We start from the raw sequence: 24,102 nt of genomic DNA, 5'->3' as shown, positions 1-24,102 counted from the left end.
CAAGAGGATGCCATGTCGCACCGTCGTTTTCTGCAGCGCTCGGCCCTGGCGTTTACGCTGGTACTGGCAAGCGCTTTTCCCACCGCCCAGGGCCAGGGCTTCGATAACAGCCAGCTGCCGAGCCTGGGCGGCGCCTCGCCTTCGGCGAGTCTCGAGGAGTTTCGCCTGGGCCGCGCCTGGCTGCGGCAGTTTCGCGCCCAGGCGCCCCAGTGGCAGGACGCCATCGCCAACGACTACCTGGAAGGCGTGGTGACCCGGCTAACGCCCTACAGCCAATTGGGCGGGCTGGACACCACGACGGTGATGGTCGATCACCGCGCGCTCAACGCCTTCGCCGTGCCCGGCGGCGTGGTGGGGATCAATTCAGGGCTTTTCGCCTTTGCCGAGGACGAAGGCGCGTTCGTATCGGTCATTGCCCACGAGCTTGGCCACCTGTCGCAGCGCCACTACGCCCGCGGCAGCGAGCGTGCCGGCCAAACCCAGCTGCCAGCTCTGGCGGGGCTGCTCGCCGGCATGCTGATCGCCGCCAGCGGCGGTGGCGATGCGGGTATTGCCACCGCCATGGGCTCGCAGGCGGCGCTGATACAGGACCAGCTTGCCTACTCGCGGCGCTTTGAACAGGAGGCCGACCGGGTTGGCCTTCAGGCCATGGCCGCCGCCGGTTTCGACCCGGAGGCAATGGTGCGCATGTTCGCCTCGATGCAGCGCCTTGCGCGCCTGCAGGGTGGCACCCCGCCGGAGTTTCTGCTCACCCACCCGGTGTCGGACAGTCGCCTGAGCGACGCCCAGGCCCGCGTGGCCCAGCTCACCGTGGCGGACAGCTACCAAAGCAACACCCTCTACAACCTGATGCGCGCCCGGGCGCTGTTGAGCCTCTACCAGAACGCCCCGGAGCAGGCGCAGGCGCGCCTGGCCCAGGGCGGCGCCGAGGAGCCTGCGCGGCGCTACTTGAGCGCGCTGATCGACGCCCGCCGCGGCCAGGTGGACACGGCGCTCCAAAGCCTCGACGCGCTGGCCGCCGAGCTTCCGGACTACGCCATGATTCCCGCCTCGAGCGCCCAGGTTGCGCTCGAGGCCAACCGCATCGACGAGGCGATCACGCGGGCCGAGCGCTGGCTGCGCGTCATGCCGAACTACCTGCCGGCGCAGCTGATTCTGGCCGAAGCGCAGCTGCAGCGCGACCCGCAGGCGGCCTTCGATCTGCTACGCCGCGTCACCGAACGCTACCCGGAAAATCCTCAGGGCTTTAATCTGCTGGTCACCGCCGCCGGGCGCAGCGGCCACAACGGCTGGGGGCACCTGGCCCAGGCGGAGTACCTGCAGCTGACAGGCCGGGTGGATCGCGGCATTCAGCAGCTCGGTATCGCCAAAAACGTGGCCCAGCAGGAAGGCGACACGCCGCTGGTCGCACTGATCGACCAGCGCCGCGAAGCGTTTCTCGACTACCGGGAGGCGCTTTCGTCGTTCAACTAGCCAACCAGCGCGCGAGCCACGCGGTATCGCGCGCCGGTAACGGCGCGGATAGAGAAACAAGCATCGAACAACGTCTAGACGAACGAAAACGCCCCTGACAGTGGACTGTCAGGGGCGCCGAATCTGGTGGGTCGTGCAGGATTCGAACCTGCGACCAATTGATTAAAAGTCAACTGCTCTACCAACTGAGCTAACGACCCAGAGTGCCATGTTGTACGGCCATTGCCGCACCGGCATCGCGTTCGAGTCTTGAGGGCCAACGCCTTCAGCGTCGGTGGTGGGTCGTGCAGGATTCGAACCTGCGACCAATTGATTAAAAGTCAACTGCTCTACCAACTGAGCTAACGACCCCCTCGAACGGATGCATATAGTACAGATCGACCCGGGATGTGGCAAGGCTTTTTGACAAGCGCCGTTAAAATAGTCGCGCCGCTCGCTGCCAGACAGCACAAGCCTTGTCGCTGCGCCCCGGGTTCATGACAATGCGTTTTCAAGGTCATGCTACCGACTAAACGACAAGGCGACCATCATGGCACAGCCCGCGCTGCACGATACCGACATCCTGTTTCTCAATCTGGACATGGGCAAAACGCTCACCGGCATCGAACACTCGGCGCTGGCCAGGGCATCGCTTTTCATCGATGAACTGGGCGTTCATCCCTTGATCGTGACGTTCCAGTATCGCCCAGAGCTTCAGCGCAACGTCGCTGCACTTCTGGGTAGCGAGCGTTACCACAGCGCTACGCGCATCAAGGGCCTCTACGACTGCCTGCAGGGGTTCGACGACCCTGCCCTGCCGGTAAGCGAGCTCAAAGGCACGCTCCCGCCAGCGACCGACCCGAGCTTCATCGGTTACACCCCCGCCCCGGTCGAAGGGCACAAGGACGTGCGCTACCTCAACGGCCAGGGCCGGCTCTTTGCCTACAAGGTCTACTCGAAAGAGCATGGCGAGTTGATACACATCAACTACTTCGAGAAGGGTCAGAAAGTCGCGGCGGATATCTACCACACCACGGGACACCGCAGCAGTCATCGCTTGTACGATCCCAACTCCCGGCAACGAACTCACGAAATCTTTTATAGCCCCTGGGGCACGCCGCTTTTTTTTCGGGTATTCGAAAGAGAGGGAACCGAATCCTCGCCAGAAGAGAGGCTCGCACCCGGCTTTTATCTACACGCCTCGCTCACGACGGGGCAGTCTTTTTCTCAACCCACTCATGCTTCTTTCGAGAGCACCGCCACCGGTTTGAGGGCGATCGACCACATCCTCGGTCAGTGCACGTTTTTGGGCGACAGCACGGACTTTTCGCTTTACGCACTCAACGCCCTGACGACGCGACTGAAGAGTGAGAGGCTGTGGCTGCTCAACGACAAGAACAAGTTTACGTTCAAGGCCTCCGCGCTTTTGCGCGACACGCCGGTAGGCGCAAACCGAGAGAAGCAAATTCGTGTGTTCGGCGCGCTGCACAGCACACACTTTCAGGGTAAAGAGCTCGATACCAAGCTCAAGACCCACTACCGGGACCTGCTGGAAGGCCACGACGCGCCGAATGGCGTGGTGGCGCTGACCCAAGTGCAAACCCGGGACGTCAAGCGCCGGTTCCCGGATCAAAACGTAGTAACGGTGCCGCACACGCTCAGCGCCTCCTACAAGGCACTGAAAAGCGCCGACGGTGAAGGACCGCCCAGCCAGCGGGATAAAATCGTTTACGTGGCGCGCCTGTCGCCGGAAAAGCAGCACCTAAAGGCGCTCGAGATACTGGCCGAGGTCGTGAAGCACGCGCCGCAGGTGTGCCTGCACCTTTACGGCGAGGGCGGCGAGCGCGACAAAATCAAAGCGCGCATCGAGGCATTGGGGCTCGAGCGCCACGTCGTGCTCGAAGGCTACTGCAACGACATCGCGAGCATCTATCGCGACGCGCAGTGCGCCATTTTGACCAGCGTGATGGAGGGGTTCCCGCTGACGCTGCTCGAGGCGATGGCCTTTCGCTGCCCGGTGGTCGCCTTCGATGTCCGCTACGGCCCGTCTGACATGATCGTCTCCGATGAGACCGGCTTTCTCGTCGCGCCCAATGACACGACCGCGTTTGCCGAACACCTGACCCGTTTGGTGGTGGAGCCCGGTCTGGCCCGCCGCTTGGGAGACCACGCGCGGGCTCGATTCAAAACGCACTTCTCCCCATCGAGCGTCGCCAAACGCTGGGAAGAGACGATCATGGAAAGCTTTCGATAAGGGGATGGGTAATGGATTTGAGCGGAGGTATCGAGTGAAGACTTGCTTCACGCCCCGAGCGGGGCGTGAAAGGCGAGCGTAAGCGCCGAGGAATCAGCGACGCTTGGGCTTGCGTATCGCCTGTACCGGGCGGCGTACTCGCGCTCGAACTGGGTGGAGGGGGGCATCAGGCGGTTGGCGAGTTAGCCGTCGGTGGTGAACAGCAAGAGGCCGCTGGTATTGATGTCCAGCCGCCCGATCGCGATCCAACGCCGGGTCGGTGATCGTGAGTCAGCAAAGGAGGCAGGCCTGAAAGATTGGGCCCGGCTTTTGTTGTACACCCAGTCAGGTTTCGGCGCTGGCAGCATGGATCGTCCGGATGATGAAACCGCCTAACGGTCCGAGCCGGCGGCTCGGACCTGGCTTGCCTAAACTTAGTAGGACAGACCGTGAGCAAAGGGAAATAGCGTGTCCTCGGCCGCATATCCCGGCGCATCAGAAGCGTTTTCGATCACCGCACCGAGGTTATCTGGCAAGGCGAAGGGCAGCCGGCCCACGGGCGCGAACTGGCCCGAGAGAACATCGAACAACGCATCGTCAACCGCACCAAAAGTGGCCAGCAAGGCACCGGCATCGCGCAGGCCGCTTTCAGCGTCGATAACATAGGGGTTGCGGAAGTCGATCGCAATGATGGTGCGCTGCGCTCCAACCTCGTTCATGACCTCGCGGATCACGGGAAGCGGCGGAAAGATGTCCCAGGACTGCGCCTCGGCCATGGTCGTGAAAGACAGCGCGTCGGCTTCCCAAGGCAGGGCGCCGCCGAACAGCAAGCCCAAGGCAGGCGAACCGGGACCGCCAATCTGTCCGTCATCCGCGCAGGAGGCGTTGAGATCGGGGGTGACGTTGCAATTGTCCTCGCCGCCCCAGACCTCGCCTGTTCTCGGGTTCAGGTGCTCGGGGTTCGCCCCCCATTCCGGGTCGTTCGAGCGATAGTCGCCGGTGCCTGTATTTCGAACATAGACTCGGATCACCGCTGCGTCGTGGTCAGCCGCCGAGGAGCGTCCGTCGTCGGCAGTGCCCTGCGTGACCTTGAAGCCCGCTTCCGCTGCCATCCCGGCATCGGCGTTGAGCACGTAGATCTGCGCGCCCTGCGCAAGCGGCAACAGGTTATCGTTCTGCAACAGGACAATCGATTCACGATGAACCTGCGCGGCAAGCGCCAGATGGTCCGGCGCGGCAACGATGTCACCAGCGGCGTCCTCATCCACATAGGGGTTCTCAAAGAGGCCCAGGGCAAACTGCTCGGTCAGCAGACGACCGGCGGCCTCGGTGACGCGGGCCTCATCGATCAGGCCGGCTTCGACCAAATCCAGGATCTCGCCGACATCCGAAAAGCCCGACAGCACGTCATTGCCGCTGTTGATGGCCAGCGCGACCCGTTCTGGAACGGTGGCATCTGCAAAGCCCCATGCGCGGGACTGGATGATGCCGGTATCCGAGTTGACATAGCCCTGAAAGCCGAGCCGGTCGCGCAAAAGACCGTTCACGGTCTGGGCCGAGAAGGAAAAACCCACCTCGTCAAAGGTCTCGCCTTCATGGGTCAGATCGACCGGGACGCCGTAATAGGGCATGATCGCGCCAAGCCCTGCATCGATCGCGCGCTGGAAGGGGGCGAGATGGGCGGCGAAAGCGCCCGACGGATAGACCTGGCGCTGACCAAACGAATAATGCGGGTCCAGCCCCTGCTCCTGCGGCCCGCCACCGGGGAAATGCTTCATCGTCAGCGCGACGTCAGACTCAGAGTCGACCGGGCCGCCCTGGAGGCCCAGCACCAGCGCCTCCATGATGTCCGCAACCGTATCGCTGTCTTCCCCGAAGGTCTCGTGGACACGGTGCCAGCGCGGCTCGGTCGCCAGATCGGCCATGTAACCATACATGCCTCGCAGCCCGAGCGCGCGCCATTCGGCTGCCGTGACCTGCGTCAGCGCCTCGACCGGCGCCATGCTCTCGGTGCCCAGGACCGCTGCAGCGATGCCAAGCTCCTTGGGGAAGGCGGTCATCGCACCGGCCCCGCCGCCGATGCCGAAACGTGGATCGCTTTCCCGATGATTTCTTGCATTGTCCTTGAACAGAACAGGAATGCCGGACGGCTGCGTCTCGGCCAGCTCCTGCACTGCGTTAGCGAAAGCCGCCATCTGCCGCGCCGTTACGTCGAACCCGCTACGCGAGGGGCGGCCGTCGCACGTCTGCGCCTTAGCGGCGATGGTGTTGCGCAGAATGAAGCGGGTCATGTGCTGCTCTGCGATCATCTCCTCGGCCCGCGTGCCCTCGGTCGTGCCGGCGCAGCCCGCGTTCAGCGTGTCGATCAGCAGCATCCCGGCGCGCTCTTCGATTGACATACGCTCCAGAAGATCCGAGACGCGGTCAGCAACCGGCAGGCGCCAATCCTCGTAGGGGTCCAGATTTCCGTTCCCGTTCGCGTCGCGGAACTGCAAGCCATCAACATCAAGGATGGCGCGCGCCCTTGTCCCGATCTCGGGCTGTGATTGCCCCAGGGCAGGCAGGCTGAAGGCTGCAGCAAGCGCGGCCGTGGCGACCAACATCGTCTTCATTTGTTTTTTTCCTCCATAAAAGCTCACATCAAACCTGCAATCCGGAACATCATTTTCCTCGGCCCCTCTTGTTAGGGGCTCATAGCGACATGGCTATATCGACAGACGCGACGACATCGAGTCCACCATTCGCGCGGCGCTCAAGGTATCGGATGACTGCGTTCACTCGATCAACGAACGGTGCCTTTTATGGTAAAAGGATTACTCCCGGGCAAATGGAAGTGCCGGTCCTCAAACCGTCTGTCGGCCCGAAATGGCCGAGAAACGCACCAAACGGCGCTCTTACACCGAGACCGGGGCTTTAATAAGCCGCACGAAACCTTCCCGAGTGCCAGGACCGCGATCGTCGATCGATGGGCTTGTCGCAGCTTGAGACGGGGCAGTCAGCGTAGAACCAGGCGATGCTCAACCTGACCAGCGCAGGAAGCCTTCGTGTCGCACGCTTTCCTCCACCTGCACGCGCTAACTCCCCGACAGCTTTCCAATGCGCTTTAGGGCAGACCCTAAACGCCGGCACAGAGGAAAGAAAATTGATTCTGTCCCATATAGCTATTCACCCGGTAAATGCGCGGATACTCGTGTCATCCGAAAGGGCAGCACGCAATAGTGTATTAACCCCCGCAGCCAAGCCAGTACGGGATCGCTACTGGGGTGCGACTGCCAGCGGATGCTCTGCCCCGCCGGAAAGTCGAAGCGGGCAGGCTTGGTCGCCAGCCCACCCTGCGCAACCTCTGGCTCGGCGAGCCTGCGCTGAATCAGCGCCGCCAATAGGCTCATGTTGAGCTTGTTGAAACGCATTCAGTCTCCCTCCCCCAATTTACCGCATGAATGTCATCTATTTATCGAAGCAATTTTTTAATACCTCAGCCCAAGCCACATACTCGCCAAACATAATTCGCACCTGACCAGAAACAGGTGCCAGCGAACAAAGGAGGCTGACCATGCGTATCGTGGGACCCGATTATCTGGTGTTTGGGGTAGACGATCTTGAAGGATCGAAGACCTACCTTTCCGATTTCGGCCTGAAGCCGATTCAGCTCGACGCGACCGGCTGGCTCTTTGAGACGCTGGACGGTACCGGCGTCATCATTCGCACCAAGGACGACCCCAGGCTGCCCGCGCCGCTCGAGACGAAGAACATGCTGCGCCAGCAGGTCTATGGCGTTGAAGACAACGCGGCTCTCGACGAGATCGAGGCCGAGATGTCCAAGGACCGCCGCGTGACGCGGCTCGCGGACGGCGCGCTCGAGTTCAAGGATGACCTCGGCTTCGAGTTGCGCTTCCAGGTGACTATCCGCCGCGCGCTCTCGATGCCCGCAGAGAAGATCAACGCCCCTGGTGCCCCGGCGCAGCGCGCGGCGAACGAGCTTGGCGTCACCGACGACATGGCCGCCCTGCCACGTACGCTGAGCCACGTGGTGCTCTTCGTGCCCGACATCGACAAGCTGGTCCACTTCTTCTGCGACCGCCTCGGCTTTGTCATCACCGACGTGCTGACCGGCGCCGGCCCCTTCCTACGCCCGGCGTCCAACGACGATCACCACACGCTCTTTTTCATCCGCACGCCTGCCTACATGCAAGGCTGCGAGCATCTTGCCTTCCACATGGGCGGACCAACCGAGCTGATGGTGGCGGGCGACCGCTTCGTGCGAAAGGGCTACCAGACCTTCTGGGGGCCGGGCCGCCACAAGTTCGGCTCCAACTGGTTCTGGTACTTCAACAGTCCGCTCGGTGTGCATTTCGAATACGACGCCGACATGGACAAGCATGACGACAGCTGGGTCGCACGCGAGGCGCCGAATGGCCCCGAGGCGAGCCAGATGTTCCTGCTCCAATGGCGCGAGAAATGGGCGCCCGGCGGCGGGCCCGAAGGCGGTTCCGGCAAGCCATGAGCGACAGACAGCTAATCCTGTGCCACCGGGATGACGTGCCCGAGGGCGCGGCCCGCGGCTTTCTGCCCCTGCCCGACGCCCCTCGCAACGTCATCGTGGTGAAGCGCAACGGGCAGCTATATGGGTACATGGATTCCTGTCCGCACTACCGCGGCGGCACGCCCATGGCTTGGCGCAAGGACGCCTATCTCAATGGCGAGGGCACACATCTGGCCTGCCATGCCCATGGAGCACTTTTTAACATCGAGACGGGGGCCTGCGTGTCCGGTCCCTGCCTGGGACGAAAACTGACCCGTGTGCCTCTCAGCGAGGCTTTGGACGGGTTCATCAGCGTTCCGGCGCAGGTCGCCGGACGCTCAGAACAGGAGGGCTGATGATGGCAGCGGCAAAGAAGGTATTGGTGATCGGCGGCGGATTTTCCGGCATGTCCGCGGCAATTATGCTGGCACGCGGAGGCATCGAGACCGACCTCGTCGAGATCGACGCCGGTTGGCGCAGCTATGGCGCGGGGATCAGCCTGCACGGCGCGACCCTGCGGGTCTTCGCCGAACTCGGCATTCTTGAGGCCTTCAAGGCGACCGGGGCTGCGACCGACGGGCTGGTCGTACGCATGCCGCATAACGATCAGGTGATCGTCACGATCCCTACCCCGCCAATGCCCGGCACCGGCCTGCCCGGCAATGCCGCCATCATGCGCCCGGCGCTGGCCGCGATCCTCGCCGATGCCACCCGCGCGGCGGGTGTTTCGGTGAAGCTTGGCTGCAGTTTCGAAACGATCACGCAGGATGAGCTGGGTGTGGACGTCACTTTCACCGACGGCACCCGGGCGCGCTACGATGCGGTGATCGGCGCCGACGGGCTCTATTCCAAGACCCGCGCCACGCTGATGCCGGAGGCGCCGCAGCCCGAATATGTCGGGCAGGCGGTCTGGCGCGCCGAGATGGCCACGCCCGAAGGCATCGAGACCATCAACATGTGGCTTGGCAAGGGGCTCAAGGTTGGGATCAATCCGGTTTCCGCAGGCCGCTCGTACATGTTCGTCACCGAGGACCGCCCGACCAATGACTGGGTCGAGGAATCCGAGCTGTTGCCACAGATGATCGCCCTGCTCGATCAGTTCCCCTCGCCGACCCTCACCGCGGTGAAGGAAGGTCTGAGCGAAGAAAGCAAGCTGATCTACCGCCCGCTCGAAAAGATGCTGCTGCCGCAGCCCTGGCACGCCGGCCGGGTCATGCTGATTGGCGATGCCGTGCATGCCACCACGCCACATCTCGGTGCCGGCGCCTGCATCGGGATGGAGGATGGGCTGGTGATCGCCGAGCAGCTGCTGCGCGCAGATACCGTGGCAGAGGCCTTCACCGCGCATGAATCGCGCCGTTGGGACCGCTGCAGCATGGTCGTCCACAACTCGGCTCGCCTGTCGGAAATCGAAATCACCGGCGGCGACCAGAAGGAACACAACAACATCATGAGCCGCTCGATGATGGCTCTTGGCGAGCCGGTCTGAACCTGCCGCGATAACATAACAATCAGGGGCACAAGGTCGGCCCACTAGAGGGGGGATGAACATATGACGGAAACACAACTACACGCCGGGTCTGTTCCGACGAAGGGAGAATTGGGCAAAACCGGGGCTATCGCGCTGATCGTCGGGCATTGTGCGGGTCTGATCGATCTGGTGGCGCTGCCGGTCTGGGTGGGTGCACTAATCGTGCGTTTCGGCTTCGGTCCGCGCGAGGCCGGGGCGCTGGTGACGCTGTTCCTGATCGGCGCGGTGATCGCAAGTGTTCTGACCGCGCGCAACTTCAACCGGCTGCCACGTAAGGCGCTGGCGGTGACAGGCTACGCGCTTTCGGCGCTGGCCTTTTTGCTGGCTGCTGGACAAACCGGTTTTGTTCCGCTGGCCGTACTGCATCTGCTGGGCGGGATCGCTACCGGCATGGCGCTTAGCCTCGTGCACGGCAGCATGGGCCGGGCGGCCAACCCGCACCGGCTGTTCGCCTTCGCGGGCGCAGGGCTAGGCCTCTTCGGGGTGATCTACATGGCCGCGGTGCCGCAACTGCTGGCGCTGCACGGCGGACAGATTCTGTTCTACACCTTCGGCGCGATCATGGCGTTGGCGGCACTGGCCATGTTGCTGGCATTTCCCAATGTGGCGGGGCATGCAAAGGGCGTAACGAGCCGTGCACCTTTCGCCGCAGGTGTGCTTGCCGTGGTGGCGGGTGTCAGCCTGATGACCTTCAACCAGGCGATGGTCTTTTCGTTCGTCGAGGTCATCGGCAATGCTCGCAACTTCGCCCCGCAAGCCATCGTTGGCACGCTGATCGCCCTCGGCATCGTGAACTTCGTCGGCCCGGCGCCGCTCGCCGCACTGTTGGAAAAGCGCCTCTCGGCACGCAGCGTCGTGCTGGCCGGGCCGGTCGTCCAGGCCACTTTTGCGCTGGTTCTGACCTTTGCCACGGTGCTGACCGTATGGGCGCCGGTCGCCGCGTTCTTTGTGGCGGTCCAAATCTTCACCCACACCTTTGCCTTCGGCCTGCTGGCGCGCATGGACCCAACGGGCCGCGCCGTAGCCGCGACCCCGGCGATGCTGATGACCGGCTCGGCGCTCGGTCCCATCATCGGTGGCATCCTGATGGAAAGCTTTGGCATCGGCGCGCTCGGCGTGACCGCGGTGATCGTCGCCGCACTCTCTGTTACCTGCTTTGCCCGCGGCACCCGCGCGCAGGGCCTACCGAAAACAACAAAATCCGCCGCTTTGGCGGGTTCGTGACCAAGAAGGGGAACCCGGACATGATCAAGCGTACTGCAACCGCGCTGGCTCTTACCGCGTTGACAGCGTTGCCCGCGGCAGCCGAAACCACCTTTACCGTGCTCGGCAGCGGCGGAGGTCCGATCGTCAGCGCCGAGCGTTCGCAGCCCGCCAACCTGCTGCAGGTCAATGGCCGCAACATCGTGGTCGACGCCGGCGACGGCCTGTCGATCCGTCTTGCAGCGAAACGTGTGCGCATGGGCGATATCGACGACGTTCTGCTCAGCCACCTTCATTTCGACCATGCCGGCGGGCTGCTGGCAGTGCTTGGCCTGCGCTTCCAGACCAACCCGGCCAAGCCCGTGATGATCTACGGACCGCCGGGCACCGCCGCGCTGATCAACGGCATTGTCGAAGGCATGGGACCGGCGATGGAAGCCGCCTACGGCATGGAGGATGCCGAGATCATGACCCCCGAGCAACTGGTGCAGGTGCGCGAGATCCGCGACGGCGACACCCTGGAGCTTGGTGACGTGACGGTGACCGTGGCGAAGAACGCGCATTACAGCTTCCCCGACGGGTCCGACCTCGAAGACAAATACGAGTCGCTCTCCTTCCGCTTCGACACGCCGGATCGGTCGATCGTCTATACCGGCGACACCGGCTGGTCCGAGGAGGTGATCGCTCTGGCCAAGGATGCGGATCTGCTGGTCTCCGAATTGATCGATCTGCCCGCGGTGATGGAGAACGTGCGTCGCAGCGCGCCCGAACACCTGCTCGAAGAGATCGAATGGCACCTTGCCGAACACCATGTCAGCCCCGAGCAGGTCGGCCGCATGGCCGCGGAGGCGGGGGTGTCCAGCGTCGTCGCCACGCACCTCGTGGCCGGCGCTCATATCACGCAAGAGCAGACCGAAGGTTGGATTGAACAGATCCGCGCCGGTTTCGACGGTGAAATTGCCATCGCCGAAGACCTGCAGGACTTCTGACCTCCTGCCCGGTCATTCACGCCGTGAATGGCTGGGATCATGCTTTTCCATTTTCCGAATATTGGGGTCGTGTCTACTTTTCGGCCCGAAGGGCAAAGCGCCCGCTTACTGCGACACATCAAGGAGCTTATCCATGGCCATGTTCGACTATTTTCCAAACTATGTCTGGAACCTTACGGTTTCCATCGCGCTCGCCTCGGGCGCGGAGATCGGTGAAATCATGGACATGTGCCAGCCGCTGCTCGAGAAGGCGAAGGATGGCGCGGACGCGGGAACCCAGGATTTCATGGTCGAATGGGTGCGGGTCGCCGACAAGCTGAGCGCCATCGCCGATGAAGAGGAAGCCGAGGGCAAGCTCTTCTCGGCCGGGGACAAGCGCAAGCGCGCGGCGCTTTACTACATCCTTGCAGAGCGCATGCAGGGCCAGGGCGACCCTGAGCGTATGGTGACCTACAAGAAGGGGCTTGAGAACTTCCTGAAAGGCACCCGGCAGTCTGGCGAGAATGTGCAGCGCTTTGAAATTCCCTATGGCGATAAGGTCATCCCGGTGCTCTACACGCCGGCGCAAGGCGTCTCTGGCCCGGCACCGGCGGTGGTTTATCTTAATGGACTCGATAGCTGCAAGGAGCTGCTCTACTGGTCGTTCCTTCCGCACGAGCTGGCCAAGCGCGGCATTGCAACGCTCTGCGTCGACCAGCCCGGCACCGGCGAGAGCCTGCGCCTACAGGATCTGCCCGCGCATTACGACAGCGAAAAATGGGGCACGCCGATCTACGAATGGCTGGCCGCGCGCGCTGACGTGGACGCGGACCGTATCGGCATCACCGGCATCTCGCTTGGCGGCTACTATGCGCCGCGAGTCTGCGCCAACGAACCGCGCTACGCCTCTGGCGCGGTCTGGGGCGCGAACCACAACTGGGCCGAAGTGCAGCAGAAGCGCCTCAAGCGCGAAGGCGAGAACCCGGTGCCGCACTACTGGAACCACGTGATGTGGGTATTCGGCACCGACGACATGGACACTTTCCTCACCAAGGCGTCTGGCTTCTGCCTCGATGGGCAGATGGAGAAGATCAAGGTGCCCTTCCTCGTCACCCACGGTGCTAACGACCGGCAGATCGCGCTCGATTACGCACACCAGAGCTACGATCAACTGGTCAATTCGCCCCGTCGCGAGCTGAAGATCTTCACCGACCGCGAGGGCGGGGTCGAGCATGTTGGCGCGGACAACATGACCTACGGCCGCAACTTCATCGCAGACTGGTTCGCCCAGACCCTCGGCGGGAGGCTTTCGGCAACCACGGGCATGGAGAGTTGACATGCGTTTCGCCACCCTGCCCGATGGCAGCCCCGACGGAAGACTGCACCTCGTCTCCCGTGACAACGCCCGCTGCATCCCCGCCGAGGGGGTGCAAACGCTGCTTTCCCTCATGGAGAACTGGGACGCACATTCGCCTGCGCTTGAGGCGCAATACGCGGCGCTGAACGAGGGAGGCGGCGCGCCTTTCGATCCCACCGCCGCTCGTGCGCCCCTGCCCCGCGCGTGGCAATGGCTCGACGGCTCGGCTTACGACAGCCACGGCGATCTGATGCAGAAGGTTTTCGGCCTCGATCCCAACCCCAAGGGTCGGCCATTGATGTATCAGGGAATGTCCGACCGCTTTTATGGGGGCACCGACGACATCCCGCTGCCTTCCGAAGAGGACGGCATCGACTTCGAAGGCGAATTTGGGGTGATCTGCGATGCCGTCCCGATGGGCAGCACACCTGCCGAGGCCGCCGCACGCATCCGGCTGGTGGTGCAGATCAACGACTGGTCGCTGCGCCGCTTGGCGCCCATCGAGATGAAAACCGGCTTTGGCTGGGTTCAGGCCAAGCCAGCTTGCGCCGTTGCGCCGGTCGCTCTCACGCCTGACGAGCTGGGCGAGGCCTGGCGCGACGCGCGGGTCGACCTGCCTCTGACGGTCACGCTCAATGGCGCCTCCTTCGGCCATGCCGAGGGTTACCCAATGAGCTACGGTTTTGACGAACTGCTCGCCCATGCCGCGCATTCGCGCGATCTGGTGGCCGGAACGGTGCTCGGCTCGGGCACCGTTTCCAACGACAACTACCGCGAGGTCGGCTCGTCTTGCCTGGCCGAACGCCGGGCGATCGAACTGCTGGATGAGGGTGCGCCGAGCACGCCCTTCATGGGGTTCGGTGATCGCGTTGCCATGGAGTGCCGCAGCCGCGACCAGACGCCGCTTTTCGGGGCTATCGACCAGAAGGTCATCAAGGGAGGACGGACATGAGCCGCAGAATCATCGACCTTTCGGTCACGCTTACCGACGAGGTGCCCGCGGACCCGCCGGGCATGGGCCCAGCAATCGAGTACATGGATCACGAGGGCGGTGCGCGCGAATACGCGCAGATGTTCGGCATCCCCGTCGAGCACCAGCGGGATGGCGCGGGAGCGGCGGTCGAACGGCTGAAACTGTCCACCCATAACGGCACCCATCTCGACGCGCCCTGGCACTATCACCCCACCATGAACAAGGGCGAACGCGCCATCACCATCGACGAGGTGCCGCTGGAATGGTGCATGGGGCCGGGCGTGAAACTCGACTTTCGTCACCTGCCTAATGGCCACGTAGTGAGCGCCGCCGAGATGGAGGCCGAGTTCGCCCGCATCGGCCACACGCTACAGCCCGGTGACATCGTGCTGGTCAACACAAGCGCCGGTGCGCTTTACGGCCAGCCCGGCTATGTCGCCGCCGGCTGCGGCATCGGCCGCGAGGCGACACTTTGGCTGACCGAGCGCGGCATGAAAGTCTGTGGGACCGATGCCTGGAGCTGGGACGCACCGCTCAAGGCAGTGGCCGAGAAGGCCAGGGCGACCGGCCAGTGGGAGCTTTTCTGGGAAGGCCACAAGGCCGGGGCCGATACCGTATATTGCCACATGGAGAAGCTTGCTAATCTCGACCTGCTGCCGGATACCGGCTTCGAGGTGATCTGCTTCCCGGTCAAGGTCGCTCGCGGCTCGGCCGGCTGGTGCCGCCCGGTGGCCCTCTTCGCGAACCAGGCTCAGGACTCATAGCCAATAGAGGATGATCGCCACACGCTGGAAAAAGACCATCATCGACTCCTTTCGATAAAAAAGCCCGGCCCTCTTCGCAGCGAGTAGTAAACGCGAAGAGGGCCGGGCTGTTCGAGAATCAGGTCGCGCTTAGCGCCGCTTGGGCTTGCGCATCGCCTGCACCGGGCGGCGCTTGTGCTTGTCGCGGCTCCAGCGGTTCTTCTCGTCCGGGGTGAGCTCGGGCACCTTGCGTGCTTCGAGCTGGGCAAGCGTGGCCAAATCGTCGATCTCGTCCTGGCTGAGCTCGATCCACTCGCCGGCCTTGGCCCGCTTGTCGAGGAAGATGTTGCCGTAGCGCACGCGCTTCAGGCGGCTCACGGTCAGGTTTTGCGACTCCCAGAGCCTTCTCACCTCGCGGTTGCGGCCCTCCATGATCACCACGTGAAACCACGTGTTGATCCCTTCACCGCCGAACTCCTGCACGTCGGTAAAGCGCGCCGGGCCGTCCTCGAGCATGACGCCGTCGACCATCGCCTTGATGTGCTCCTGCTTCACCTCACCCATGACGCGCACGGCGTACTCGCGCTCGACCTGGGTAGAGGGGTGCATCAGGCGGTTGGCGAGCTCACCGTCGGTGGTGAACAGCAGAAGGCCGCTGGTATTGATATCCAGGCGCCCGATCGCGATCCAGCGTTCGCCTTTCAGGCGCGGCAGGCGCTCGAACACCGTGCGTCGACCTTCCGGGTCCTTGCGCGTGCAGAGCTCGCCTTCGGGCTTGTTGTACATTAGCACGCGCCTGGGCACCTCGGCCTCCGGGCGCAGCGACACCGGGCGGTCGTCGAAGCTGACCTTGTCGCGCTCCTCGACCCGGTCGCCGAGCTTGGCGACCTGACCGTTGACCTTGACGCGGCCATCGCTGATCACGGTTTCCATCTCGCGGCGCGAGCCGAAGCCGGCGCGGGCCAGCACTTTCTGCAGCTTTTCGCTACCGGGGGGTGGGGTTTGCTTATTCTGGCTCATGGTCGTCGGACCTCTTGTCTGTCGACGCGGGCGGGTCACGTTTTTCCGCCGCGCGCGCCGCGAGCCGCGCCTCAAGATCGGCAAAGCTCAGCGGCAGGGTTAACGCCGTCTCGGCGTGGGGGTGGGCGTCGTCTTCTAGAGAAGCGTCGCCCGTATCGGGGGGCGCATCCTGCCCGGTTTCGGCGCGTTCGTCCAGTGTCTCGACCGCTTCGGCCGATGAAGATTCCACGTCGTCGTGCGTCGCAGGCGCCTGGTCATCGATATCGAGCTCTTTTTGGCTGGTCAGTTCGTGCATCGGCGGCAGCGCGTCCAGCGTTTTCAGGCCGAAATCGTCGAGAAAACTTCTCGTCGTGGCGTACACCGCCGGGCGGCCCGGCACGTCGCGATGACCGACGACGCGAATCCAGCCGCGCTCCATCAGCGTGCGCATGATCGAACTCGATACGCTCACCCCGCGCACTTCCTCGATGTCGCCGCGCGAGACCGGCTGGCGGTAGGCGATCAGCGCCAGCGTCTCCAGAAGCGCCCGGGAGTAGCGCTGGGGCCGCTCGTCCCAAAGCCTGGAGACCCACTGAGAAAGGCGCGGGCGAATACGCAGTTGAAAGCCCGAGGCGGTTTCGACCAGCTCCAGCGCCCCGGCCTCGTGGCGCTCGGAAAGACGCCCGAGCGCCTCGCGAAGCGTTTTGGGCCCGGGGCTTTCGCCGTCGAGAAACAGGGTCTCCAGCCGCTCCAGGCTCAGCGGCTCGCCGGCGGCCAGTAGCGCCGCCTCGAGAATCTCGTCCAGCGTCGTGCTTTTACCAAAGGTGCTGTTCGTCAGGGTCGTACTCACGGCTCGTTCTCACCGGTATCCAAAGGGTCGTCGTCGGCACCGAAGGTGGCCTCGGCATCCTCGAAGGCGTCGCTTTCGTCCTCCTCGAGCTCGAAGGCGCTTTCGTCATCGGCCAGCGCGGCTGGCCGGGCGCGCACGTGAATCGGCGAGAGCGGGGCGTTCTGCACGATCTCGATCATCGCCTCCTTGGCAAGCTCGAGGATCGCCATGAAGGTGACCACCACGCCGCCGCGCCCCTCCTCCAGGGTAAAAAGCGCTTCAAACGGCGTGTAGCGCCCCTGGGCGTCGTCGCTTGCGAGCACCTCCATGATCTTGAGCATCCGCTCGCGGGTCGAGAGCACCTCGCGGCTCACCTGGTGGCTTTGGGTCAGCTCGGCACGCTTGAGAATCCCCGAGAGCGCGCCGAGCAGCTCATCGAGCTCGACGTCCGGGTGGATCACCCGGGTTTCGATCGGCGGCAGGCCCGCCTGAGCACTGAACCAGTCGCGCCCCACCCGCGGCAGCGTATCCAGCGTCTCGGCGGCCTCCTTCAAGCGCTCGTACTCCTGCAGCCGGCGAATCAGCTCGGCACGCGGGTCCTCTTCCTCCTCGCCCTCCTCCTTCGGCGGGCGCGGCAACAGCGTGCGCGACTTGATCTCGGCGAGCATCGCGGCCATCAGCAGATACTCGCCGGCAAGCTCGATCTGCATCGCCTTCATCAGCTCCACGTACTCGATGTACTGATGGGTGATGGCGGCAACGTTGACCGTGAGAATGTCCAGGTTCTGGCGACGAATCAGGTACAAGAGCAGATCCAGCGGCCCCTCGAAGGCCTCTAAAAACACCCGCAGCGCCTCCGGCGGAATGTAGAGATCCTCGGGCAATTGGGTGATCGGCTCGTCGAACAGCCGCCCAAGCGCCTCTACCACCGGCTCGTCGAGGGCGGATTCGATCTCGTTGTCGGGCTCCAGCGTTTCGCTCACGCGGGTGGCGTTCCTTGTTGGCACAAAGGCGGTGGTTCAATCAGGCGCCAGTGTAACAGCGCACGCCTTAGGTGACATCGCCGCCGGCATCGAAGGCCTTGCGGTAGCGCCCCTGGTAGTCGAAGAGCTTCTCGCGCAGCTGCCAGTGGCGTCCCACCTTGCGCCCTACCACGAAATCTGGACGGCGCAGCCGACGACGCTCGGCGACCACCTCCTCGGCAGACGTGGGCTTCCACTCGACGCCCGGGGCGCGAGCGTGGTCATGCAGAAAAGCGTGATAGAAGGCGTGGCGCTGGGCGGCGGTTTCCAGCGCGAACCACTCGCTCAAGCTCGTCCCGTCCTCGTCGAAATAGGTGATCTTGAGCCGGGGAAGCCCTCGGCCGTTGATAGTGGCCTCGAGCGTCATGCCGCTGACCCGCAGTACCTTCGCGTCTTTCAGCTTCAGCGCGTCCTTGAGCTTGTCGTCGGCGTCGACCAGCAGCGTCTGGCAACCGTGGCAGCGCCTTGCGGCGATGTCGTTCTCGGCGCCGCACTGATCGCACACCTTGAAGCGAAAGCGAAAATCACACTGCACGCGCTTGCCGGCCTCATTTTCGACCAGGCCCTGGCAACGCCGCCCAAAGTGCTCGATGACAAACTCGCCGTCACGCTTGCCCCAGAACAGGTTGGCGTGTTCGCAGGCCGGGCATACCACCTGCACCGGCTCAGAGTCGCTGTCCGGGCGCGGCTCGCCCACTTCCGGGGCGTAAAGATTCCAGGGATTGCCGGCGTAGTCGAGCACCAGGCAGTCGTGTTTTCCCGGCGACAATCTCAACCCGCGACCCACGATCTGCTGGTAGAGACTCACCGACTCGGTGGGGCGCAGAATCGCGATCACGTCGACGTGGGGCGCGTCGAAGCCGGTGGTCAGCACCGAGACGTTGACCAGATACTTGAGCGCGCGCGCCTTGAACGCATCGATCAGCCGCTCGCGCTCGAGTGCCTTCGTTTCACCGGTGATCAGCGCCGCCTCACCGTCCGGCAGATACCCCATGATCTCTTCGGCGTGGGCCACGGTGGCGGCGAAGATCATCACGCCCTGGCGCTCGCGGGCGCGCTCGATGATCTGCTCGACGATGCCGGGCGTGGCGCGGCTTTTGGCCACCACCTCGTTGAGCGCGCGCTCGGCGAACTGGCCGCCCTGGGCCGGCACCAAGCGCGAAAAGTCGTAGCCAGCAACCGCCATATCGAGGCGCTCGGGCGGGGTGAGATAGCCCTTTTTGACCATCAGGCGCAGCGGCTGCTCGAACACGCAGTCGGTGAAAAAGCTCTCGGCGTCGCCGCGCACCATGCCGTGGTAGTGGCGGTGGTAGATAAAGCCCTGCCCCAGCCGATAGGGCGTAGCGGTCAGCCCGAGAATCTTGAGCGACGGGTTTTGGCGCCGGAGATGCTCGATCACCTGGCGGTAGCTCGAGGTCTTTTCCAGCGACACCCGGTGGCACTCGTCGATCACCAGCAGGGTGAAGTTGTCATCCTCGAAGGCATCGAGGTTTCTCACCACCGACTGCACGGAGCCGAACACCACCTGGCGGCTCGCCTCCTTGCGCTTGAGCCCGGCACTGAAGATATCCGCCTGGAGCCCGTAGGCCTGGTACTTGGCGTGGTTCTGCTCGACCAGCTCGCGCACATGGGCCAGCACCAGCACCCGCCCACGCGCCAGGCGCGCAAGCTCGGCGATCACCAGCGACTTGCCGCTGCCGGTGGGCAGCACCACCACGCCCGGGTCGCTGCCGGCGCGAAAATGCTCGATGACCCGCGTCACCGCCTGACGCTGATAGTCACGTAGCTGCGGGAGTGAGGCGGTACCGCCGTCTACCGGGGAATCGCCTGCCGGATCGTTATCCATCAACTAGTTAGCCTGCTACTGAACTTTTTGGAAAAACGCGAATCACACGATCAGGGAGAGATGGTTTAACATTTTTTAAGTATCCGGGAACACAGGACGTTTAAGGAGTGCGATATGCCCACCAATCACTTTAGCGCCGACTGCCCCAGCTGCGGTAGCCGCTTGAAGCGTTTGCCCGCCACCCGCCGCGACTCGGTTCACGTTTACTGTATGGACTGCGGACATGACTTTGGCCGCTACGAAGCGCTGGTCAAGCGCTACCAGAAAACCCTGAGCGAGCTGGAGAGCGACCTTGAAGTGCCCACGGCCTCCGGGCAGAAGCCAGCCGAACTTCGCGCCCAGGAGTAGCCCGTGTGACACGCAAAGGCCGTTCTGTAGCGTTCTTGCACGCGTGCCCCAAGCGAAAGCGGTGACAGGAAAGACTCCCTGCCACCGCTTTTTTTCACCCGCATTTGGGGCCGCCTAGCGCGGCCCCGGGCGCACGCCGGACATCAGCCCAGCCAGACGCGGGCGTTTCTGAACAGGCGCAGCCACGCGCCGTCCTCACGCCACTCGGCGGGCCGCCAGGAGTTGGTCACCGCGCGGGTGACGCGCTCCGGGTGAGGCATCATGATGGTGACGCGGCCATCCGGCGTGGTCAGCCCGGTGATGCCCGAAGGCGAGCCGTTGGGGTTGGCCGGGTAGCGCGTGGTGACCTGGCCGTAGTTGTCGATGTAGCGAAGCGCGATCTGGCTGGATGACTGCATCTGGCGCAGATGGGCGCTGTCGCGAAACGCCGCGCGGCCTTCGCCGTGGGCAACCGCAATGGGCAGCGTCGAGCCCTCCATGCCGGAGAGCAGAATCGACGGGCTCTTCTCGACCCGCACCATGGCCACCCGCGCCTCGAACTGCTCGGACTCGTTACGCAGGAATTCCGGCCAGTTTTCGGCACCGGGAATCAACGGTTTCAGCTGCGAAAGCATCTGGCAGCCGTTGCACACGCCCAGGCTGAACGTATCATCGCGGGTGAAGAACGCTTGGAACTGCTCGCGGGCGCGCTCGTTGAACAGCACCGACTTCGCCCAGCCGCCGCCGGCACCCAGCACGTCGCCGTAGGAGAAGCCGCCGCAGGCGACCAGCCCCTTGAACTCATCGAGCGACACCCGCCCTTCGAGAATGTCGCTCATGTGCACGTCGACGGCCTCGAAGTTGGCCTTGTCGAACGCCCAGGCCATTTCGACCTGGCCGTTGACGCCCTGCTCGCGCAGCACCGCCACCGCGGGCTTGGCGGTATTGACATAAGGGGCGCTCACGTCCTCGTCGACCTCGAAGCTCGGCGCCGCAAAAAGGCCCGGGTCGCGCAGGTCCATCAGGTTGTCGAACTCGTTCTTCGCACACTCCGGATTGTCGCGCAGCGCCTGCATCCGGTAGCTGGTCTCCGACCAGGTGCGCTGGGTCAGCTGGCGCGTGGTTTCCAGTAGCGGCTCTTCGAACAGCGTCACACGCACCTGGTCGTCGTAGCGCGGGCGCGCGATCACGCCGCAGGTTTCGAGACCGGCCACGGCGAACTGGGTCAGCACCTCTTCGGTGTGCGCTCGGTTGACCTGGATCACCGCCCCCAGCTCTTCCGAGAACAGCGCGCTGAACGCCTCGACCGGCTCGTCGATCAGCCAGTCGAGCTTGATCTCCAGGCCCGCGTGGGCGGCAAAAGCCATTTCGAGCAGCGTGACCAGCACCCCGCCATCGCTGCGGTCGTGGTAGGCCAGCAGTTTGCCGTCACGGTTGAGCCCCTGGATCACCTCGAAGAACGCCTTGATGTCCTCCGGATCGTCGACGTCCGGGCACTCGTCGCCGAGCTGGCCGTACACCTGGCCCAGCGCCGAGCCGCCCAGGCGATTCTTGCCGCCGCCCAGATCGATCAGGATCAGATCCGACTCCTCCTGCTCCATGTTGATCTGCGGCGTGAGGGTGGCGAGCGCATCGGTCACCGGGGCAAAGCCGGTGGCGATCAGCGACAGCGGCGAGGTGATGCTCTTCTCTTCTGCCTCGCCTTTGGCGTTTTCGCCCTGCCAGGCGGTGTGCATCGACATCGAGTCCTTGCCCACCGGCACGGCGATGCCGAGCGCCGGGCAGAGCTCCATGCCGACGGCGTAGACCGCGTCATACAGCGCCTGGTTTTCGCCTGGGCGATCCGCCGCGCTCATCCAGTTGGCGGAGAGCTTGATGTCGGAGAGCTTGGCGATCGGCGCAGCGGCCAGGTTGGTGATCGTCTCGGCCACGGCCAAACGGGCGCTGGCCGCCGGGTCGATCAGCGCCACCGGCGGGCGCTCGCCCATCGCCATCGCTTCACCGGCGTGGGTATCGAAACTGGCCGTGGTCACGGCGACGTCTGCCACCGGCACCTGCCAGGGGCCGACCATCTGATCGCGGGCCACCTGGCCTGTGATCGAGCGATCGCCGATGGTGATCAAGAAGCTTTTCGACGCCACCGCCGGCAGGCGCAGCACGCGATCCAGCGCCTCGCGCAGATCCAGGTTGTCGAGCATTACCCCGGAAAGTTCCGGGTGCTCGCGGGTGAACGCGCGCTCCATCTTCGGCGCCTTGCCGAACAGTACGCTCATCGGCAGATTGACGGGCTTGCTCTCGAAGTGGCCGTCGCGCACTTCCAGATGGTGCTCCTCGAGCGCCTCGCCGACCACCGCGTAAGGGCAGCGCTCGCGCTTGCAGAAGGCGTCAAAGGTGTCGAGGTCTTCCGGGGCGACGGCCAGCACGTAGCGCTCCTGGGCTTCGTTGCACCAGATCTCGAGCGGGCTCATGCCGGGCTCGGCGTTGGGCACCGCGCGCAGGTCGAAAAGCCCGCCGCGGTTGCCGTCCTTGACCAGCTCCGGCAGCGCATTGGAGAGCCCGCCGGCGCCCACGTCGTGGATAAAGCGAATCGGGTTCTTGTCGCCCATCGCCCAGCAGCGGTCGATCACTTCCTGAGCGCGGCGCTCCATTTCCGGGTTTTCGCGCTGCACCGAGGCAAAGTCGAGATCCGCACTCGAGGTGCCGGAGGTCACGCTCGATGCCGCGCCGCCGCCAAGCCCGATCAGCATCGCCGGCCCGCCCATCACGATCAGCTTGCCGCCGATGGGGATATCACCCTTCTGCACGTGCTGGGCGCGGATGTTGCCGTAACCGCCGGCGATCATGATCGGCTTGTGAAAGCCCCGGCGCTTGATGTCATCACCGCTAAGCACATCCTGCTCGTAGGTGCGGAAATAGCCGGTCAGGTTCGGGCGGCCGAACTCGTTGTTGAACGCCGCCCCACCAATCGGGCCGTCGAGCATGATTTGAAGCGCCGACTGCATGCGCTCGGGCTTGCCGTAATCGAACGCCTCCCAGGGCTGGACGAACTCGGGAATACGCAGGTTCGACACGGTGAAGCCGGCCAAGCCCGCCTTGGGCTTGCCGCCGATGCCGGTCGCGCCTTCGTCGCGAATCTCGCCGCCGGAGCCGGTGGCCGCGCCGGGAAACGGCGCGATCGCCGTCGGGTGGTTATGGGTCTCCACCTTCATCAGAATGTGGATCGGCTCCTGATGGGCGCCGTACAGCGCGCGCTCGCCGGCGGCGCCGGTCAGAGGCGTCGGGAAAAAGCGCCCGGCCTGGCTGCCCTTGATCACCGCGGCGTTGTCGCTGTAGGCCGAGAGCACGTTGTCCGGCGAGCTTGCGAAGGTGTTCTTGATCATCTTGAACAGCGACTGGGGCGTAGGCTTGCCATCGACCACCCAGTCGGCGTTGAAGATCTTGTGGCGGCAGTGCTCGGAGTTCGCCTGGGCGAACATCATCAGCTCGACGTCGCTCGGGTTGCGACCCAGCTCACCGAAGGCGTCGACCAGGTAGTCGATCTCGTCGTCGGTCAGCGCCAGCCCGAGCTCGTCGTTGGCCACCGCCAGCGCCTCGCGCCCGCCCTGCTGGATATCGACCGATCCCAGCGGCGCCGGCTCGAGCCGGGTGAAAAGCTTTTCCGCCTCGGCGTCGTCCCACAGCACGGTTTCGGTCATGCGATCATGAAGCTCGGCGGCGATGATTTCCCGCTGCTGCTCGTCGAGCCGCTCGCCTCCGACCTGGTACTCGATGCCGCGCTCGATGCGGCGCACGTCGCCAAGCCCGCAGTTATGGGCGATATCGGTCGCCTTGGTCGACCACGGCGACTGGGTGCCCAAACGCGGCACCACCCACAGGCGGGTCGGGTTATCGATCGCTTCCTGAGCGGTGAAACTGCCGTACTCCAGAAGCTCGGTCAGCCGACTGCGGGCGGTATCGTCGAGTGCTACCGCACAGTCGATGAAATGAACGTAGTGGGCGTCCAGCGCCGTCACTTCGGGAACGCGTTCACGCAGCGCTTTTAAAAGCCGGTCATGACGGAAGGCAGAAAGGGCGGGCGCGCCTCGCAGTTCGAGCAT

At 64.1% G+C, this 24,102-nt stretch carries 18 protein-coding genes and 2 tRNA genes; 11 read left to right on the top strand and 9 right to left on the bottom strand.

The window, feature by feature from the left end; genetic code table 11:
• The first annotated feature begins 12 nt into the window (after positions 1–12).
• The gene (locus OCT39_RS02945; RefSeq protein WP_263586207.1) at positions 13–1,473 is read left to right on the top strand and encodes a M48 family metalloprotease; all 1,461 of its coding nucleotides are present in this window, start codon (positions 13–15) and stop codon (positions 1,471–1,473) included.
• 124 nt (positions 1,474–1,597) lie between these two features.
• On the opposite strand, the gene OCT39_RS02940 is transcribed toward OCT39_RS02945, so the two are convergent.
• Positions 1,598–1,673 (bottom strand) — tRNA-Lys (locus tag OCT39_RS02940).
• 75 nt (positions 1,674–1,748) lie between these two features.
• A tRNA-Lys gene (locus tag OCT39_RS02935) sits at positions 1,749–1,824 on the bottom strand.
• Between the two features lie 178 nt (positions 1,825–2,002).
• Between OCT39_RS02935 and OCT39_RS02930 the strand changes: the two genes are divergently transcribed.
• Positions 2,003–3,706 carry a glycosyltransferase gene (locus OCT39_RS02930; RefSeq protein ID WP_263586206.1) on the top strand — a complete coding sequence of 568 codons (1,704 nt, stop codon included), beginning with the start codon at positions 2,003–2,005 and terminating at the stop codon, positions 3,704–3,706.
• Positions 3,707–4,119: 413 nt separating this feature from the next.
• Here OCT39_RS02930 and OCT39_RS02925 read toward each other — a convergent pair whose 3' ends face one another.
• Both OCT39_RS02925 and OCT39_RS02920 read right to left on the bottom strand, forming a co-directional pair.
• Entirely contained in the window at positions 4,120–6,297 is a 2,178-nt protein-coding gene (locus OCT39_RS02925) for a glycoside hydrolase family 3 protein (protein ID WP_263586205.1), read from the bottom strand.
• Between the two features lie 549 nt (positions 6,298–6,846).
• Positions 6,847–7,095, bottom strand: a complete 249-nt coding sequence (locus tag OCT39_RS02920; protein WP_263586204.1) for a hypothetical protein — start codon at positions 7,093–7,095, stop codon at positions 6,847–6,849.
• Between the two features lie 143 nt (positions 7,096–7,238).
• On the opposite strand from OCT39_RS02920, the gene OCT39_RS02915 reads away from it, so the two are divergent.
• The 8 genes from OCT39_RS02915 to OCT39_RS02880 all read left to right on the top strand — a co-directional run bounded on the left by OCT39_RS02915 (position 7,239) and on the right by OCT39_RS02880 (position 15,003).
• Complete coding sequence (locus OCT39_RS02915; RefSeq protein WP_263586203.1) at positions 7,239–8,189, top strand: VOC family protein; 951 nt, start codon at positions 7,239–7,241, stop codon at positions 8,187–8,189.
• Entirely contained in the window at positions 8,186–8,563 is a 378-nt protein-coding gene (locus tag OCT39_RS02910) for a Rieske (2Fe-2S) protein (RefSeq protein WP_263586202.1), read from the top strand. The genes OCT39_RS02915 and OCT39_RS02910 overlap by 4 nt, the downstream gene beginning before the upstream one ends.
• Positions 8,563–9,696 (top strand): FAD-dependent oxidoreductase, encoded by a 1,134-nt coding sequence (locus OCT39_RS02905; RefSeq protein WP_263586201.1) that lies wholly within the window; start codon positions 8,563–8,565, stop codon positions 9,694–9,696. The genes OCT39_RS02910 and OCT39_RS02905 overlap by 1 nt, the downstream gene beginning before the upstream one ends.
• A 63-nt stretch (positions 9,697–9,759) precedes the next feature.
• Entirely contained in the window at positions 9,760–10,962 is a 1,203-nt protein-coding gene (locus tag OCT39_RS02900) for an MFS transporter (protein ID WP_263586200.1), read from the top strand.
• 20 nt (positions 10,963–10,982) lie between these two features.
• A complete protein-coding gene (locus OCT39_RS02895) occupies positions 10,983–11,930 on the top strand; it encodes an MBL fold metallo-hydrolase (RefSeq protein ID WP_263586199.1) in 948 nt (315 codons plus the stop codon).
• Between the two features lie 133 nt (positions 11,931–12,063).
• Positions 12,064–13,245, top strand: a complete 1,182-nt coding sequence (locus tag OCT39_RS02890; RefSeq protein ID WP_263586198.1) for an alpha/beta hydrolase family protein — start codon at positions 12,064–12,066, stop codon at positions 13,243–13,245.
• Between the two features lies 1 nt (position 13,246).
• Positions 13,247–14,218: a fumarylacetoacetate hydrolase family protein gene (locus tag OCT39_RS02885; protein WP_263586197.1), complete on the top strand. Its 972-nt coding sequence runs from the start codon at positions 13,247–13,249 to the stop codon at positions 14,216–14,218.
• The gene (locus tag OCT39_RS02880; RefSeq protein ID WP_263586196.1) at positions 14,215–15,003 is read left to right on the top strand and encodes a cyclase family protein; all 789 of its coding nucleotides are present in this window, start codon (positions 14,215–14,217) and stop codon (positions 15,001–15,003) included. The genes OCT39_RS02885 and OCT39_RS02880 overlap by 4 nt, the downstream gene beginning before the upstream one ends.
• Before the next feature lie 129 nt (positions 15,004–15,132).
• Here the strand turns inward: OCT39_RS02880 and rluB are convergent, their stop codons facing one another.
• From rluB to OCT39_RS02860, 4 genes are all read right to left on the bottom strand, one after another.
• Positions 15,133–16,002 (bottom strand): 23S rRNA pseudouridine(2605) synthase RluB, encoded by an 870-nt coding sequence (gene rluB, locus OCT39_RS02875; RefSeq protein WP_263586195.1) that lies wholly within the window; start codon positions 16,000–16,002, stop codon positions 15,133–15,135.
• Positions 15,989–16,831 carry an SMC-Scp complex subunit ScpB gene (gene scpB, locus OCT39_RS02870; RefSeq protein ID WP_263586194.1) on the bottom strand — a complete coding sequence of 281 codons (843 nt, stop codon included), beginning with the start codon at positions 16,829–16,831 and terminating at the stop codon, positions 15,989–15,991. Before scpB ends, rluB begins: the two co-directional genes overlap by 14 nt.
• Positions 16,828–17,793, bottom strand: a complete 966-nt coding sequence (locus OCT39_RS02865; protein WP_409335769.1) for a segregation and condensation protein A — start codon at positions 17,791–17,793, stop codon at positions 16,828–16,830. Before OCT39_RS02865 ends, scpB begins: the two co-directional genes overlap by 4 nt.
• 67 nt (positions 17,794–17,860) lie before the next feature.
• The gene (locus tag OCT39_RS02860) at positions 17,861–19,678 is read right to left on the bottom strand and encodes a DEAD/DEAH box helicase (RefSeq protein WP_263586193.1); all 1,818 of its coding nucleotides are present in this window, start codon (positions 19,676–19,678) and stop codon (positions 17,861–17,863) included.
• 114 nt (positions 19,679–19,792) lie between these two features.
• Here OCT39_RS02860 and OCT39_RS02855 point away from each other — a divergent pair, with 114 nt between their 5' ends.
• Positions 19,793–20,026: a zf-TFIIB domain-containing protein gene (locus tag OCT39_RS02855; protein WP_263586192.1), complete on the top strand. Its 234-nt coding sequence runs from the start codon at positions 19,793–19,795 to the stop codon at positions 20,024–20,026.
• Positions 20,027–20,169: 143 nt separating this feature from the next.
• Here the strand turns inward: OCT39_RS02855 and purL are convergent, their stop codons facing one another.
• Complete coding sequence (gene purL / locus OCT39_RS02850; RefSeq protein ID WP_263586191.1) at positions 20,170–24,102, bottom strand: phosphoribosylformylglycinamidine synthase; 3,933 nt, start codon at positions 24,100–24,102, stop codon at positions 20,170–20,172.

It is taken from the genome of Halomonas sp. GD1P12 (assembly GCF_025725645.1).
In the GTDB taxonomy this organism is placed as follows: domain Bacteria; phylum Pseudomonadota; class Gammaproteobacteria; order Pseudomonadales; family Halomonadaceae; genus Vreelandella.
The sequence above is the reverse complement of the archived record's forward strand: the minus strand, read 5'-3'. Positions and strand labels throughout refer to the sequence as shown.

Excerpts from the sequence above, each read along its gene's own strand:
- rluB (WP_263586195.1), bottom strand. The coding sequence starts at position 16,002 with ATGAGCCAGAATAAGCAAACCCCACCCCCCGGTAGCGAAAAGCTGCAG.
- OCT39_RS02910 (WP_263586202.1), top strand. The coding sequence starts at position 8,186 with ATGAGCGACAGACAGCTAATCCTGTGCCACCGGGATGACGTGCCCGAG.
- OCT39_RS02920 (WP_263586204.1), bottom strand. The coding sequence starts at position 7,095 with ATGCGTTTCAACAAGCTCAACATGAGCCTATTGGCGGCGCTGATTCAG.
- OCT39_RS02885 (WP_263586197.1), top strand. The coding sequence starts at position 13,247 with ATGCGTTTCGCCACCCTGCCCGATGGCAGCCCCGACGGAAGACTGCAC.
- OCT39_RS02855 (WP_263586192.1), top strand. The coding sequence starts at position 19,793 with ATGCCCACCAATCACTTTAGCGCCGACTGCCCCAGCTGCGGTAGCCGC.
- OCT39_RS02930 (WP_263586206.1), top strand. The coding sequence starts at position 2,003 with ATGGCACAGCCCGCGCTGCACGATACCGACATCCTGTTTCTCAATCTG.
- OCT39_RS02945 (WP_263586207.1), top strand. The coding sequence starts at position 13 with ATGTCGCACCGTCGTTTTCTGCAGCGCTCGGCCCTGGCGTTTACGCTG.
- OCT39_RS02860 (WP_263586193.1), bottom strand. The coding sequence starts at position 19,678 with ATGGATAACGATCCGGCAGGCGATTCCCCGGTAGACGGCGGTACCGCC.
- OCT39_RS02915 (WP_263586203.1), top strand. The coding sequence starts at position 7,239 with ATGCGTATCGTGGGACCCGATTATCTGGTGTTTGGGGTAGACGATCTT.
- purL (WP_263586191.1), bottom strand. The coding sequence starts at position 24,102 with ATGCTCGAACTGCGAGGCGCGCCCGCCCTTTCTGCCTTCCGTCATGAC.
- OCT39_RS02880 (WP_263586196.1), top strand. The coding sequence starts at position 14,215 with ATGAGCCGCAGAATCATCGACCTTTCGGTCACGCTTACCGACGAGGTG.
- OCT39_RS02895 (WP_263586199.1), top strand. The coding sequence starts at position 10,983 with ATGATCAAGCGTACTGCAACCGCGCTGGCTCTTACCGCGTTGACAGCG.
- OCT39_RS02925 (WP_263586205.1), bottom strand. The coding sequence starts at position 6,297 with ATGAAGACGATGTTGGTCGCCACGGCCGCGCTTGCTGCAGCCTTCAGC.
- OCT39_RS02900 (WP_263586200.1), top strand. The coding sequence starts at position 9,760 with ATGACGGAAACACAACTACACGCCGGGTCTGTTCCGACGAAGGGAGAA.
- OCT39_RS02905 (WP_263586201.1), top strand. The coding sequence starts at position 8,563 with ATGATGGCAGCGGCAAAGAAGGTATTGGTGATCGGCGGCGGATTTTCC.
- OCT39_RS02890 (WP_263586198.1), top strand. The coding sequence starts at position 12,064 with ATGGCCATGTTCGACTATTTTCCAAACTATGTCTGGAACCTTACGGTT.